The sequence below is a fragment of the Brevundimonas viscosa genome (assembly GCF_900116065.1).
Taxonomy (GTDB): domain Bacteria; phylum Pseudomonadota; class Alphaproteobacteria; order Caulobacterales; family Caulobacteraceae; genus Brevundimonas; species Brevundimonas viscosa.
In genome coordinates this window covers 25,193-39,922 of record NZ_FOZV01000006.1, presented here as the reverse complement: position 1 = coordinate 39,922, position 14,730 = coordinate 25,193, and the positions used below count along the sequence as shown (strand labels likewise).

At 70.8% G+C, this 14,730-nt stretch carries 11 protein-coding genes; 10 read left to right on the top strand and 1 reads right to left on the bottom strand.

The genetic code is table 11. The features are described 5' to 3' along the window. Nucleotide 1: 1 nt before the first annotated feature. The 5 genes from pstB to BM333_RS11740 all read left to right on the top strand — a co-directional run bounded on the left by pstB (nt 2) and on the right by BM333_RS11740 (nt 5,202). Nucleotides 2–946: a phosphate ABC transporter ATP-binding protein PstB gene (gene pstB, locus BM333_RS11760; RefSeq protein WP_092311729.1), complete on the top strand. Its 945-nt coding sequence runs from the start codon at nt 2–4 to the stop codon at nt 944–946. A gap of 10 nt (nt 947–956) precedes the next feature. Further along, on the top strand, nt 957–1,679 hold the full coding sequence (gene phoU / locus BM333_RS11755) for a phosphate signaling complex protein PhoU (RefSeq protein ID WP_092311725.1): 723 nt from the start codon (nt 957–959) through the stop codon (nt 1,677–1,679). A 17-nt stretch (nt 1,680–1,696) separates the two neighbouring features. Then, nucleotides 1,697–2,386 carry a phosphate regulon transcriptional regulator PhoB gene (gene phoB, locus BM333_RS11750; protein WP_092311721.1) on the top strand — a complete coding sequence of 230 codons (690 nt, stop codon included), beginning with the start codon at nt 1,697–1,699 and terminating at the stop codon, nt 2,384–2,386. A gap of 173 nt (nt 2,387–2,559) precedes the next feature. Continuing rightward, the gene (locus BM333_RS11745; protein ID WP_092311718.1) at nt 2,560–4,401 is read left to right on the top strand and encodes a gamma-glutamyltransferase family protein; all 1,842 of its coding nucleotides are present in this window, start codon (nt 2,560–2,562) and stop codon (nt 4,399–4,401) included. Nucleotides 4,402–4,488: 87 nt separating this feature from the next. Then, nucleotides 4,489–5,202, top strand: coding sequence for a CPBP family intramembrane glutamic endopeptidase, BDIM_20840 family (locus BM333_RS11740; RefSeq protein ID WP_092311715.1), 714 nt, complete (start codon nt 4,489–4,491; stop codon nt 5,200–5,202). Between the two features lie 3 nt (nt 5,203–5,205). Here the strand turns inward: BM333_RS11740 and BM333_RS11735 are convergent, their stop codons facing one another. Continuing rightward, nucleotides 5,206–6,123 (bottom strand): Hsp33 family molecular chaperone, encoded by a 918-nt coding sequence (locus BM333_RS11735; RefSeq protein WP_092311712.1) that lies wholly within the window; start codon nt 6,121–6,123, stop codon nt 5,206–5,208. A 150-nt stretch (nt 6,124–6,273) separates the two neighbouring features. Here BM333_RS11735 and BM333_RS11730 point away from each other — a divergent pair, with 150 nt between their 5' ends. The 5 genes from BM333_RS11730 to BM333_RS11710 all read left to right on the top strand — a co-directional run bounded on the left by BM333_RS11730 (nt 6,274) and on the right by BM333_RS11710 (nt 14,729). Further along, on the top strand, nt 6,274–7,680 hold the full coding sequence (locus BM333_RS11730) for an SDR family oxidoreductase (RefSeq protein ID WP_092311708.1): 1,407 nt from the start codon (nt 6,274–6,276) through the stop codon (nt 7,678–7,680). A gap of 48 nt (nt 7,681–7,728) precedes the next feature. Then, on the top strand, nt 7,729–9,621 hold the full coding sequence (gene serA, locus BM333_RS11725) for a phosphoglycerate dehydrogenase (protein ID WP_092311705.1): 1,893 nt from the start codon (nt 7,729–7,731) through the stop codon (nt 9,619–9,621). An 89-nt stretch (nt 9,622–9,710) separates the two neighbouring features. Next, a complete protein-coding gene (locus BM333_RS11720) occupies nt 9,711–11,534 on the top strand; it encodes an autotransporter domain-containing protein (protein ID WP_092311701.1) in 1,824 nt (607 codons plus the stop codon). A 234-nt stretch (nt 11,535–11,768) separates the two neighbouring features. Further along, the gene (locus BM333_RS11715) at nt 11,769–12,389 is read left to right on the top strand and encodes a M23 family metallopeptidase (RefSeq protein WP_092311698.1); all 621 of its coding nucleotides are present in this window, start codon (nt 11,769–11,771) and stop codon (nt 12,387–12,389) included. Between the two features lie 63 nt (nt 12,390–12,452). After that, complete coding sequence (locus BM333_RS11710) at nt 12,453–14,729, top strand: ATP-binding protein (RefSeq protein ID WP_245777254.1); 2,277 nt, start codon at nt 12,453–12,455, stop codon at nt 14,727–14,729. Nucleotide 14,730: the final 1 nt, after the last annotated feature.

The following is a 14,730-nucleotide window of genomic DNA, read 5'->3' as shown; positions in this document are numbered from 1 at the left end:
AATGAAGTTCAAGCTTTTCCGCGCCCCGGAAGGCCGCAACGGCGGCCCCGCCGACCCCACCGACGCGCCGCGCATGGGCGGCCAGGTCCTGCCCGCCGCCGACGCCGCTGCGGAGCGGCAGCGCGACGCCGCCGCCACGCCTCTCGCGCCTGCCCCCAAGCCGGCCGTCGGCGCCGGCGGCCCCGTCGGCGCGACCAAGATCTGCGCCCGCGACGTCTCGGTCTTCTATGGCGACAAGCAGGCGCTCTACGACGTCTCGCTGGACATCCCGGACAAGACCGTGACCGCCCTGATCGGCCCGTCCGGCTGCGGCAAGTCCACCTTCCTGCGGACCATGAACCGCATGAACGACACCATCCCGCACGCGCGCGTAACCGGCCGTATCGAGATGGACGGCGAGGACATCAATGCGAAGTCGGTCGACCCGGTGCTGCTGCGGGCGCGCGTCGGCATGGTCTTCCAGAAGCCGAACCCCTTCCCCAAGTCGATCTACGAGAACGTCGCCTACGGCCCGCGCATCCACGGCCTGGCGACCTCGAAGGGCGAGCTGGACGACATCGTCCAGGCCTCGCTGAAGCGGGCCGGCCTGTGGGAGGAGGTCGCCGACCGCCTGCATTCGCCCGGAACGGGCCTGTCGGGCGGCCAGCAGCAGCGCCTCGTCATCGCCCGCGCCATCGCGGTCGAGCCGGAGGTCATCCTGATGGACGAGCCCTGCTCGGCGCTCGATCCGATCGCCACCGCCAAGATCGAGGAACTGATCGACGAGCTGCGCGAGCGCTACTGCATCGTCATCGTCACCCACTCCATGGCCCAGGCCGCCCGTGTCAGCCAGCGCACGGCCTTCTTCCACCTCGGTCGCCTCGTCGAGACCGGCGACACGGAAGACATCTTCACCAACCCGCGCGAGCGCCGCACGCTCGACTACATCACCGGCCGCTTCGGCTAGGACCGCCGCCATGACCCAGCACACCGTCAAGGCCTACGGGGACGAGCTGAACCAGCTCACCGCCGAAGTGGCGCGCATGGGCGGCCTGGCCGAGGCCCAGGTCGCCGACGCCGTCGAGTCGGTCGCCCGCCGCGACGTCGCCCTCGCCCGGGCGGTCGTCGAGCGCGACGCGCGGCTGGACGGGCTGCACCGCGAGATCGAAAAGAAGGCCATCCGCCTGATCGCCCTGCGCCAGCCTGTCGCCTCGGACCTGCGCAGGACCCTGGCCTCGATGAAGCTGGCCACCGACCTGGAGCGCACCGGCGATCTGGCCAAGAACATCGCCAAGCGGGCGCTGATCCTCGCCGAGGGCGAGCCGATGCAGCCCCTGACCCGCTCCATCGAGCGCATGGGCAAGCTGGTCTCGACCCGCCTGCGCGACGTGCTGGACGCCTACGCCGCCGCCGAGGTCGAGCGCGCCATCTCGGTGTGGAACACCGACGACGAGGTCGACGAACACTACAACGCCCTGTTCCGCGAACTGCTGACCTACATGATGGGCGACCCCCGCACGATCGGGGCCTGCACCCACCTGCTGTTCATGGCTAAGAACCTCGAGCGGATCGGCGACCACGCCACCAACATCGCCGAGACCATCCACTACGAGATCACCGGACTGGAGTTCACCGGCGAACGGCCGCGCTGGACGCCCGATCCGGCCGAACCCGCCTCGCCCGAAACCACGTCCGCCTGAAGCCCGGAGAGTTCGACGTGCAGCCCTATGTTCTGGTGATGGAAGACGAGGACGCGCTGGCGACGCTGCTGTCCTACAATCTGGAGAAGGAGGGCTACCACGTGGTGGTGGCTTCGGACGGCGAGGAGGGCATGCTGCAGATCGACGAGCGCCTGCCGGATCTCGTGCTGCTCGACTGGATGCTGCCCAAGCTGTCGGGCATCGAGGTCTGCCGCCGCGTCCGCGGCAAGGCCGAGACCCGCAACCTGCCGATCATCATGCTGACCGCCCGCGGCGAGGAGAGCGACCGCGTGCGCGGGCTCGACACCGGGGCCGACGACTACCTGACCAAGCCCTTCTCGATGACCGAGCTGACCGCGCGCATCCGCGCGGTCCTGCGCCGCATCCGCCCGGGCCTGGCCGACGACCGCATCAGCCATGGCGACATCGTCATCGACCGCGTCGCCCACCGGGTCCGCCGCGCCGGGCTGGAGATCCACCTCGGACCGACCGAGTTCCGCCTGCTGGACCACTTCATGCAGCATCCCGGCCGGGTGTTCAGCCGCGAACAGCTGCTCGACGCCGTCTGGGGATCGGACGTCTACGTCGAGGCCCGCACGGTCGACGTGCACGTCGGCCGCCTGCGCAAGGCCCTGAACGTCGAGGGCACGGTCAACCCGATCCGGACGGTGCGCTCGGCGGGGTATTCGCTCGACCTCGGGGGCTAACCTCACGCCTCAGCCGCGGAGCGGGGCCGGCGCCTCGGGCCCGGTTCGCATCGCATCGGTTCGGGGGATCCGGCGCAAGCAGCGCCTGTGACCACCGCAGCGCAGCTTCCCCGGCGCTTCACACGCGGCCGCAACCGGTTAGGGTCGGCTCCGCCGTCCAGAGGAGACCGTCCATGCGCCGTCGCACCTTCCTGTCGACCCTGCCCGCCGGGGCGCTGATCGCCGGCGCGTCATCGGCATCGGCCCAGGTCACGCCGCCCTCGCCTGGCCGGCCCACCGAGGCCGCGCCGGCCCCGGCGCGACAGCCGGAGCCTTTCGCCAGCGTCGGCCCCGGCGACCGGATCACCGGCGCGCCCTTCGCCGGGCGCTCGACGGTCTGGGGCGCCAACGGGGCTGCGGCGACGGCGCATCCGGCCGCGACCCTGATCGGCATCGACACCCTGCGGCGCGGCGGCTCGGCCGTCGACGCCGCCATCGCCATCAACGCCGCGCTGGGCTTCCTCGAGCCGGTCGCCAACGGCATCGGCGGCGACGCCTTCTGCATGCTGTGGGACCCGGCGCAGCGGAAGGTCGTCGGCCTCAACGGCTCCGGGAACAGCCCGCGCGGCCTGTCGCTGGAGACGGCCCGGTCGCGCGCCAACGACGAGGGATACCTGCCCTCCTACGGCGCCGTCACCGTCAACGTGCCCGGCACGGTCGACGCCTGGTGGAGCGCCCACCAGCGCTACGGCAAGCTGCCGTGGCGCGACGTTCTGCTGCCGGTGGCCGAGCTGTGCGAGCAGGGCGTGCCGGTGCCGCAGGTGATCGCCTACTACCTCGAGCGCAACATGACGATCTTCGACCGGTCGTCCCGGCTGATCGAGGAGAACGACAACCGCAAGACCGTCTATGCTCCCGGCGGCCGCGTGCCGGGCGTGGGCGAGATGTTCGCCAATCCCTTCCTCGGCCGCACCCTGCGCCTGATCGCCGAGGGCGGGCGCGACGCCTTCTACGACGGCCCCGTCGCCGAGGCGATCGAGCGCTACTTCCGCCGCATCGGCGGCTGGATGACCCGCGCCGACCTCGCCGCGCATCGCTCCGAGTGGGTCGAGCCGATCCGCACCACCTATCGCGGGGTCGAGGTCTACGGCCTGGGGCCGAACACCCAGGGCCTGTCGACCAACCAGATCCTCAACGTCTGCGAACAGTTCGACCTCGCCGGCATGGGCTTCCAGTCGGCCGCCTCGATCCACCACCAGGCCGAGGCCAAGCGGCTGGCCTTCGAGGACCGCGCCCGCTTCTTCGCCGACCAGAGGTTCGCCGCCGCCCCGGTCGAATGGCTGAACTCCAAGGAATACGCCGCCCAACGTGCGCGCCTGATCCGCCCGGACCGGGTGATGGACCGCGTCTTCCCCGGCGACGCCCCGACGCAGGGCGACACCACCTACTTCTCCGTCGCCGACAGCGACGGGATGATGGTCAGCTGGATCCAGTCCAACTACCGCGGCATGGGGTCGGGGCTGGCGCCGGACGACGGCGAGCGGCCGCTGGGCTTCATGTTCCAGGACCGCGGCGAGCTGTTCAGTCTGAAGGACGGCAGCCCAAACCTCTACGCCCCCGGCAAGCGGCCCTTCCACACCATCATCCCCGGCTTCGCCTGCAGGGACGGAGAGCCGTGGATGGCCTTCGGCGTCATGGGCGGCGGCATGCAGCCGCAGGGCCAGGCCCAGATCATCATCAACATGGTCGACTACGGCCTGGAGCCGCAGGCGGCCGGCGACGCGCCGCGCTGGCAGCATGAGGGCTCGTCGGAACCCACCGGCCAGCCGGCCGAGGGAACCGGCGTCCTCCACCTCGAGACCGGCGTCCCCGAAGCCACGAAGGCGCAGCTGGCGGCGATGGGATGGACGCTCGGCCCGCCCAACGGCGGCTTCGGCGGCTACCAGAATGTGGTTCGCCAGCCGAACCCGGGCGGGCGCTGGACCTGGGGCGCGGCGACCGAGATGCGCAAGGACGGGATCGCGCTGGCGTACTGACCGTCCGCGGCTCCTTAAATCGCCGTAAGGCGCATCCGCCGCCTCCCCGCCCGGCCTCTGACCGGCGACACGCGGGAGGAACGAGGGATGCCGGACGCGATCTGGGTGCTGCTGGGGTGGGTCGGCGCCACGGCGGCGGCGGGGCTGGTCTGCGCGGCGCTGGCGCGCGGGCGGGTGCGCTGGCTGTGGCTCACCGCCGCCTTGCTGCTGATGGTCGCCTATGACGCCCTGCTGACGCGCGGCTACGGTCGCCTCCCCGTAGATTTCGGCCCGTCGGGCTGGAACTGGGAGGGCAAGGCGCTGGCGGTGGCCCTGTCGCTCGGCGTCGCCGCCCTGCTCGGCCTCCGGCGCAGCGGCGTGACCCTCCGCCAGCACCGGAGCGGACTGCGCGGCGCGCTGGCCCTCTCCGCCCTCCTCGTCGCCCTGTTCCTCGGCCTCGCCCTTTACTTCCCCGGCGAGCCGGCGGACGTCGACACGCTCGCCTTCCAGCTGACCATGCCAGGCCTCGACGAGGAGCTGTTCTACCGGGGCGTGCTGCTGGTGATGCTCAACGAAGCGTTCGGCCGACCGCTGTCGGTGCTCGGCGCCCCGATGGGCTGGGGGGCGCTGGTCTCGTCCTTCGCCTTCGGCCTCACCCACGCCCTGGGCTACGCCGACGGCGCTTTCAGCGTCGACGCCACGGCCATGGCCCTGACCGGCCTGCCGGCCCTGCTGCTGGTGTGGATCCGCGAGAAGACGGGCAGCGTGGTGCTGCCGATCCTGCTGCACAACTTCGCGAACAGCATCTTCCACCTCGTATGAGGTTCAGCCCTCGCCGATCTCCGCCGGCTCCAGCTCGTAGACCGAGGCGCAGTATTCGCAGGTCACCCGGATCTTGCCGTCGTCCTCGACCATGCCGGCGCGGTCCTCCTCGCTGAACGAGGTGAGCACCGCGGCGATGCGGTCTTTCGAGCAGCGGCACTGGGCCTTCAGCGGGCGAGCGTCCTCCAGCCGCACACCGTCCTCGTGGAACAGGCGGAACAGCAGGGTCTCCGGCGAGATGGTCGGATCGACCAGCTCGTCGTCGCCAAGCGTCTGGAACAGGGCGCGGGAGCGGTCCCAGACGTCCTCGGTCGAACCGCGGGCCGCATCGCCCGCGATCAGCTGGATCAGCGCCCCGCCGGCCCGCCAGCTGGGGCCGTAACCGCTGCTCACGGTTCCGACCGCCAGACGCACCTTGGTCGGCACCTGTTCCGACTGCTCGAAATAGTGCTCGGCGGCAAGCGACAGGCTCTCGCCCTCGATGGGCGTGATGCCCTGGGTGCGCTCGAAGTCGGGGCCGCGGTCCAGGGTCATGACGAACACGCCCTTCCCCAGCAGGGTCTTCGCCCCCGGCCGGGCGAAGCCTTGCGACACGGCCTCCACCTCGTCCGGATCGTACCGGCAATAGCCGCGCAGATGGCCGGCGGTGTCGTAGTCGGCCACCACGTAGCGGACCGGTCCGTCGCCCTGGGCCTGCACGATCAGCCGCCCGTCGAACTTGAGGCTGGAGCCGACGAGGGCCGCCAGGGCGCAGGCTTCGCCGAGCAGGCCGGCGACCGGCTCAGGATAGGCGTGGGCCGAGAGGATGGCGTCGATGGCCTCGCCCAGCCGCACCAGGCGGCCGCGCACCGGCCAGCCCTCGATCTGGAAGGCGGCGGCGAGGTTGTCGATGGGTGCGGCGGCGGGCGCGTGATCGGTCACGAGCGATCCTTCAGGGGGCGATATCGGAGAGCGAGGCTAGATAGGCGCGCCGCTCGCGAATGGTAAGGCCTGCGTGCTAGAGCAGGAACCGGCGGGGTCGCGACCCCGTTCCGGACGTCTCGGATTCCAGCCTGTCCAATCGGCGATTTGATGACCAAAGCGAACCTCAAGCCCCTGAATCAACAGGCCATCGTGGTGACGGGGGCGACGTCGGGAATCGGCCTGGCGGTGGCCCGTCGCGCCGCGAGGGCCGGAGCGTGCGTGTTCCTCATCGCGCGCGGCGAGGGCGACCTGAAAACCCTGTGCGAGGAGTTGCAGGGGACCGGCGCGCGCGTGGCCTGGGCGGTCGCCGACGTGGCCGACTACGACGCCCTCGCGGAGGCGGCGGAAAAGTGCCGCCGGCTGTTCGGCGGCTTCGACACCTGGGTGAACAACGCCGGCGTCTCCATCTTCGGACCTATCCGCGAGACCACGCTCGAGGACCAGCGCCGCCTGTTCGAGACCAACTACTGGGGCGTGGTCAACGGCTCGCTGGTGGCCGCCGAGCACCTGCGCGAGCGACCGGACGGCGGCGCGATCATCAATGTCGGCTCGATCCTGTCGGACGCCCCGATTCCCGTTCAGGGGGTGTATTCGGCCTCCAAGCACGCGGTGAAGGGCTTCACCAACGCCCTGCGCATGGAGCTGATGCGCGAGCAGGCCCCGATCACCGTCAGCCTGGTCAAGCCGGCGGCCATCGACACGCCCTACAACCGGCACGCCCGCAACCTGACCGGCCAGGCGATGCAGAACCCGCAGCCGGTCTACGCCACCCACGTGGTCGCCGACACCATCCTGTACTGCGCCAGCCATCCGATCCGGGAAATCACCGTGGGCGGCGGCGGACGGCTGATCGCCAGCTTCTATGCGGCCCTGCCCGGCGTCGCGGAACCACTTTTCGCCCGGTTCGCTCCTAGCCTGATGCGGGACCGCCGTTCCGCTTACGAGCCGTACGACGACGGGCTGTACGACCCGACCGAGGACGGCCTGGACGAAGAGGTTCATTATCCGATGGTCAGACAGTTCTCCGCCCTTGCCGAAGTGCGCAAGCATCCGGGCATCACGGCCGGGGTGGTGGCCGTGCTGGCCGGCGTCGGCCTCGCCACCCTGCTGCTGAACCAGCGTACCGGGCCGACGCGGCTCGAAACCCTGCGCGGGCGGATGAACCCGCGCGGCTGGGTGGACACCGCGGCGCTGCGCGACCGCATCGAGGATCTCGCCGAGACGGTCCGCCACGGCCTCCACGAGGCCGGCGAGCGCGCCGGTGAGATCGGCGACGAGGCACGTCACCGTTCGGAGCGAATCCTCCACGACGCCCGTCATTCGTCGCGCAAGGCGATGCGGAAGCACGGCCGCAAGGCGCGACTCTACGCCCGTGACGCCGGCGACTACGCCCGCACCCATGCCCGGGAGGGCGGCGCCCTGCTCGCTCTCGCGACGATCGCCGCCGCTGTCGGCGCGGCCGCGCTCGACGCCCGCCGGCCGGACAGCAAGCTGCGCGGTCTGACCCGCCACTAAGCCCCCGGCGCCATTGCTGCGCCTGCGAAGGTCGGCCAAGGTCGCTCCATGGCTGACGCGGCGAGCTTCGTTTTCGATTTCGATTCGACCCTTGTGCGGATCGAGAGTCTGGAGGCGTTGGCCGATCTGGCCCTCGACGGGGCCGACGATGGCGCGGCCATCCGCGAAGAGGTGGGCCGGCTCACCGACGCGGCCATGGCCGGGGAGATCGGCTTCGGCGAGGCCCTTGGCCGCCGCCTCGCCCTGCTGCCCCTGCACCGTCGACACGTCGAGGCCCTCGCGGCGCGCGTCGCTGACGATCTGGCCCTGTCGGTGCAGCGCAACCTCGCCTTCTTCCGCGAACACGCCGACCGGATCGTCATCGTTTCGGGCGGTTTCCGGGAGATCATCGCGCCCGTGGCGGCCCGGCTGGGGGTGGCGGCCGACCGGGTGCTGGCCAATGACCTGGTCTACGACGCGGCCGGGCGGGTGACCGGGGTCGATCCCGCCAATCCGTTGGCCGAGGCCGGCGGCAAGGCGCGCGCCATCGAGAGCCTCGACCTGCCGCGTCCCCTGATCATGGTCGGCGACGGCTGGACCGATGCGGAGGTCCGGCAGGCCGGCGCCGCCGACCGCTTCTACGCCTTCACCGAGATCGTGCGCCGCCCGCCGGTGATCGAAGCCGCGGACGCCGAGGTCGCCTCGATCGATGAACTGCTCCACGCCGAAGGCCTCGCCGGCCGCTGGTCCTATCCCCGCAGCCGGATGCGCATCCTCCTGCTGGAGAACGTCCACCCGGCGGCGGTCGCCCGGCTGGAGGCGGAAGGCTATTCGGTCGAGACGGCGTCCGGCGCGCTGGGCGAGGACGAGTTGATCGCCCGCATCGGCGGCGTGCACGTGCTGGGCGTGCGGTCAAAGACCCTGGTCACCGATCGCGTCCTCGCCGCCGCGGACCGTCTGCTCGCCGTCGGCGCCTTCTGCATCGGCACCAACCAGATCGACCTCGAGGCGGCGGCGGATCGCGGCGTGGCGGTGTTCAACGCCCCCTATTCGAACACCCGGTCGGTGGTGGAGCTGGCGGTCGGCCTGACCATCGCCCTGCTCCGCGACGTGACCGACAAGTCCGCGGCCATGCACCGGGGCGTCTGGAACAAGTCGGCGTCGGGCGCTCGCGAACTGCGCGGCAAGACCCTCGGCATCGTCGGCTACGGCGCTATCGGCTCCCAGCTGTCGGTGCTGGCCGAAGCGCTGGGCTTGCGGGTCGTCTTCCACGACCTCACCGAGAGGCTGGCGCTCGGCAACGCCCGTCGCCTGCCTTCGCTCGACGATCTTCTGGCCGAAGCCGACGTGGTCAGCCTGCACGTCGACGGCCGCCGCGAGAACACGGCCCTGCTCGGCCCCGCCGAACTGGCGCGCATGAAGCCCGGGGCCCTGCTGCTCAACCTGTCGCGCGGCCATGTGCTCGATGTCGAGGCCCTGGCCGCGGCGCTGCGGTCCGGCCGCCTCGGCGGCGCGGCCGTCGACGTCTTCCCGGAGGAGCCGGCGACCAACGCCGATCCGTTCGACAGCCCGCTGCGCGGTCTGCCTAACGTCATCCTCACCCCGCACATCGGCGGCTCGACCGAGGAGGCGCAGGAAGCCATCGGAGCCTTCGCCGCCGAGCGGCTGCTGGCCTACCTCAACCGCGGCGACACCAGCTTCTGCGTCAATCTGCCCAACGTGCAGCTGGCCGAGGTCGCCGGCGCGCACCGGCTGCTGCACATCCACCGCAACCAGCCCGGCGTGCTGGCCGACCTGAACCGGACCATGGCCGAGGCGGGGCTGAACATCCTCGGCCAGCACCTCAAGACCGACGAGCGCACCGGCTACGTCATCGTCGATGTCGACCGTGACTACGATCCCGCCGCCCTGCAGGCGCTCAGGGGTGTGGCCGGAACGCTTCGCTTCCGGACGTTGTACTGAAAAGCTTCCCCGGCGGCATCTTGCGTGCGGCGCGAACCGGCGCAGACTACGCTTAACGGTCGCGAACCGACGGCCGAGGGAGGTTCTTCATGTCTCGTTTCCTGCGCAACGCGGCCGCCGCCGCGCTGGCCGTCGCCGCCATGGGCGCGGTCGCCTCGGCCGCGAACGCCCAGACCTACAACCGTCTCGTCGTCTTCGGCGACAGCCTGAGCGACAACGGCAACCTCTACGCCGTGACCGGCGGGGCCCAGCCCCTCTCTCCGCCCTACTACCAGGGCCGGTTCTCAAACGGGCCGGTGTTCACCGAACTGCTCGGCTTCAACGCCGGCCGCTATACCGCCGGGGCGCCGGTCACCGGCAGCGTCAACTACGCTTTCGGCGGCGCGCGCACCGACGCCGCCGCCATGCCGCCGGGCATGCGCAACCAGCTGGCCGCCTATGTCGCCGGCGGCGGAACCTTCGGCTCCGGCGATCTGGTCAGCATCCTCGGAGGCGCCAACAACATCTTCCAGGCCATTCCCGCGGCGGGCGCCTCTCCCAGCCCCACGGGAGCCATGAGCCCGGTCGTGCTGGGCGCGGTCAGCGACATCAACTTCCTCGTCAACCAGGTCGCGACGGCCGGGGCGGGGACCATTCTCGTGACCAACCTGCCGCGCCTCGGCATCACGCCGCAATTCAACCAGGGCCCGGGCGCCCCCGCGGCGCCGCTGGCCGATTTCGCGGGCCAGAGCTTCAACGGCGCCCTGCTGACCAGCATGACGGCCACCGCGGCGGCCCAGCCGAACACCAACATCATCCTGATGGATCTCTACAAGATCAGTGATCCGCTGGCGGCGAACCCCGGGGCCTTCGGCCTGACCAACGTCAAGGACGCCTGTTTCAACGGCGTCACCGTCTGCGCCAATCCCGACGGCTACCTGTACTGGGACGGCGTCCACCCGACCGCCGCGGGCCACCGGCTGATCGCCGCCCTCGCCAACGACTATCTGTACTATGGCGACCTCGGGGCCCAGTCGACGGTCCAGGCTGAAACGGGCTACCGCCAGCGCGAGGACCTGCTGGATCTGGCCTCGGAAGGCCTGTCCGGCCGCGCCGCCTGGACGCCGGGCATGCAGATGACCTTCGGCCTGCTCGCCGACAGCGTCGAAACCGACGCGCGCGGGCCGGTTGCCGCGGCCGACGCCACCGGCTGGGGCGGACGGGTCGGCTTCGACTACGTCACCTCCGACACCAAGCGGTTCGGCATCGCCGCCAGCTTCCGCACGACGGAGGTCGAGGCGGGGCCGATGGCCTTTGACGTCCAGAGCTTCGGCGTCGACTTCGCAGGCGGCTGGCGGTCGGGCGACATGTTCGTCAGCGGCGTGGTCGGCGGCTCGATCGACAACTACGACGGCATCACCCGGGTCACGTCCCTGGCGCCCATCGTCCACTCCGGCCAGAGCTCGGGCGCCAGCTTCGGCGCGCGCCTCCAGGCGGGGACCTGGTTCGACATGGGCGGCATCGCCCTGTCGCCGCGCGCCGCGATCAGCTTCGTTTCGGCCGACGTGAACAGCTACATCGAGCAGGGCATCGCCGCCCAGTACAGCTATGAGGACCGCACCCTCAGCGGAACCTCGGCCGAGATCGGCCTTCGCGCCGAAGGCGGCGGCGACGGCATGCGCTTCTGGGTGGAGGGCGGCTATCGCGACACGCTCAGCGACGGCGGCGACCCGGTGCGGGTCGGCATCGCCTCCAACCCGGCCCAAGTGCTGGAGCGCGACTTCGAAGAGCCGTTCGGCGGGTCGCTGCTGGCCTCGGCCGGAGTCGACGCCGACATCGGTCCCGTGATCATGACCGTCGGCTACCGTGGCCGCTTCGGTGACGCCGCGGACAGCCATGTTGGCGCCATATCCTTCACCCTGCCGTTGCAGTAAGCTCCGGAAGATTCTGGCGAAAGGGCGCGCGGCCGCAGGCTTCGCGCCCTTTTTGCATTCGGTTCCAGGGTGCGACGACCTGCCACCCCCGACTGCCCCAAAGTCGCCCCGGCCCGCCATCAGGTTCCTGGCTCCAGGGACGCACACCTCCCCTTCGCATGGTTTCGCCGAACGGGCGGGACCGGGCGTCCCTTCCCTGCTCTGCCCGAGCCGAACACGGAGCCGACGCCGCCCATGCGACGCCTGTTGCCGACCGCCCGGTCGTTTCTGATTCACTCCGGCCAGGTGGCCGGTTTCACCGCCGCCGCCGTCATGGCCATGGCCTTCGCCCCCGTCCCCGCCTCCGAGGGACCGATCCCCTATGAGTCCGTCGCCGCGCCGGAGGCGCCGCCCCTGACCGCCGTGGCCGAGCCCGCCGGGCCGGTGACCCGCAAGATCGCCTTTATCCAGCCGGTGAAGGGCTACTCCATCAACTCGCGCTTCGGCTTGCGCACGCTGAACGGCCGCACCCGGGCCCACCAGGGCGTCGACATCGCCGCGCCGCGCGGCACCGGCGTCTATTCGGCGGCCGAAGGCGAGGTCCTGCGCACCGGCTATGACGCCGGCGGCTACGGCCGGTTCATCGAGATCCGCCACCCGAACGGTATGAGCACCCTTTACGGTCACCTCAGCCGCGTGGACGTCGCCAGCGGCGACCGCATCGAAGGCGAGGAGCGCATCGGCCTGGTCGGCTCGACCGGCCGCTCCACCGGCCCCCACCTGCACTTCGAGGTACGCCGCGGAGATCGCCAGATCGATCCGGTGCGGGTCATGGGCGAGGAATTCGCGGTTGTCGTGGTCTCCGCCAGCGCCTGACGACGTACGCCCACGCTTTGTTCACCCCTTCGCCGGATACTCTCCGGTTGAAGGGGGCTGCCGTTGGACCGCATACTCTACTGCATCGCCTTCCAGCATGACTGGCGCTGGACCGCGACCGCGGTCGTCGTCGGTCTGTTCGGCATGTGCACCGCCACCCACCTGATAGCGCGAGCCGTGGGCCCGCAAGGCCGGATCAACCGCGGCCGCGCCGCGCTCGGCGTCCTCCTCAGCGGCCTGGCGGTCTTTTCCGCCCACTTCATCGCCATGCAGGGCTACCAAGTGGACGGCGTCCGCTACGACATCGGGCTGACGCTCGCCTCGGTGGCCATGGTGTTCGTCAGCATCGCGGCCGCGACCATGGTGGGGCTGACCCGCGAGGGACCGGTGTTCCGCGGTCTGGCCGCAGCGCTCTGCCTGTCGGGCGTCGCCGCGATGCACTTCCTGGGCGTCGCCGGCATGCAGCTGCCGGGGCAGATCATCTGGGACCTTCCGCTGGCCGGCCTCGGCGTCGGCGGCGGAGCTGCGATCGCCATCCTCGGGACCGTCTTCCTCCCGGGCCGCGGCCGTCACGGGGTGATCGCTGCCGCGGCCGCGGCCGCGGCGGGCGTCTTCATTCTTCACTTCGTGTCGATGGCGGCCATGACCATCGAACCGGCGCCGGTGAGCAACGGCGGCTGGACCGTGTCCAGCCACGTCATGTCGCTGGTGCTGGCCCTGGTCAGCCTCGGCATCCTCGCCACCGCAGGCGTGGCCGCCTGGACCGGCTGGCGGACGCGGATCGGGGCCCTGGCGCACATCCGCGAGGCGGTCGACGCCATGCCGGACGGCATGGCCTTCTTCGACGCCGACGACCGCCTGGTCCTGTGGAACAGCCGTTACGCCGAGGTGAACCCGGAGCTGTCCTCCAACCTGCAGCCCGGCATGACCTTCCGCGAAATCATCCAGATCGGCCTGTCCGAAGGCCTGTACGCCGACGCCAAGGGACGCGAGGAGGCTTGGGTGGCGGAGCGCATGGCCACCCGGGCGGCCCTCGCCAGCACCATGGAGCAGCATATCGCCGGCGACCGCTGGCTGCGCGTCTCGGACCGGCGCACGGCGGCTGGCGGCATCGTGACGGTGTGCACCGACATCACCGAACTCAAGCACCACGCCCGCGCCCTCGCCGAGGCCCGCGACGCGGCTGAGGCGGCGAACAGCGCCAAGAGCCAGTTTCTCGCCAACATGAGCCACGAGATCCGCACGCCGCTGAACGGGGTGATCGGGGTGGCCCAAGCGCTCATCAACACCGACCTCAATCCGATGCAGAAGGAGATGCTCGGGCTGATCCAGTCATCGGGGCAGACCCTCCAGGTGCTGCTGAGCGATATCCTCGACCTGGCGCGGGTCGAGTCCGGACGGCTGGAGCTGGCCGAGGAGCCCTTCGACCTGGGACGCGCGGTGCGGGAGGCCGCGCGGCTCTACGAGGCCTCGGCCCGCGACAAGGGTCTGCAGTTCTTCGTTGAGATCGATCCGGCGGTGGACCGTTGGATCGCAGGCGATGTGGTCCGTCTGAAGCAGATCCTGACCAACCTCGTCTCCAACGCCGTGAAGTTCACCTCCGAGGGCTTCGTCTGTCTCACCGTCGCCCCCGGGCCCGATCTCGAGGGCCGACCGACGCTGCGGTTCTCGATCGAGGACACCGGCATCGGCTTCGACGCCGACACCCGCAGCCGCCTGTTCAGCCGGTTCGAACAGGCCGACGGCGCCATCACCCGCAAGTTCGGAGGCTCCGGCCTCGGCCTCGCCATCTCGCGCCAGCTGGCCGAGATGATGGGCGGCGATCTCGACTGCGAGAGCGAGCCCGGCGGCGGCTCGGCCTTCATGCTGACCATCCCGCTGCGGCCTGCCGCTGCACCGTCCGCGCCCGTTCATGCCGACGCCTCCGCGGCGATCATCGACCGGCCGGTTCGCGTTCTGATGGCGGACGATCACCCGGTGAACCGCAAGGTGGTCGAGATGATCCTCGCCCAGGCGGAGGTCGATCTCACCTCCGTCGAGGATGGCGCCCAGGCGCTGGAGGCGATGCGGGCCGGAGACTACGATGTCATCCTGATGGACATGCAGATGCCCGTCATGGACGGCCTGACCGCGACCCGCGAGATTCGCCTGCACGAGGCCGCCATGGGTCAGCCGCGCACGCCGGTGGTCATGCTCACCGCCAACGCCCTCGCCGAGCACATCGCCGCCGCGGAAGCGGCCGGGGCGGACCGCCATCTGGCCAAGCCGTTCGAAGCGGCGGAACTGCTCGAACTGGTGCTGACCCTGCCCGGCGCCGCGGCGGCCTCCATCGCCGCCTGAG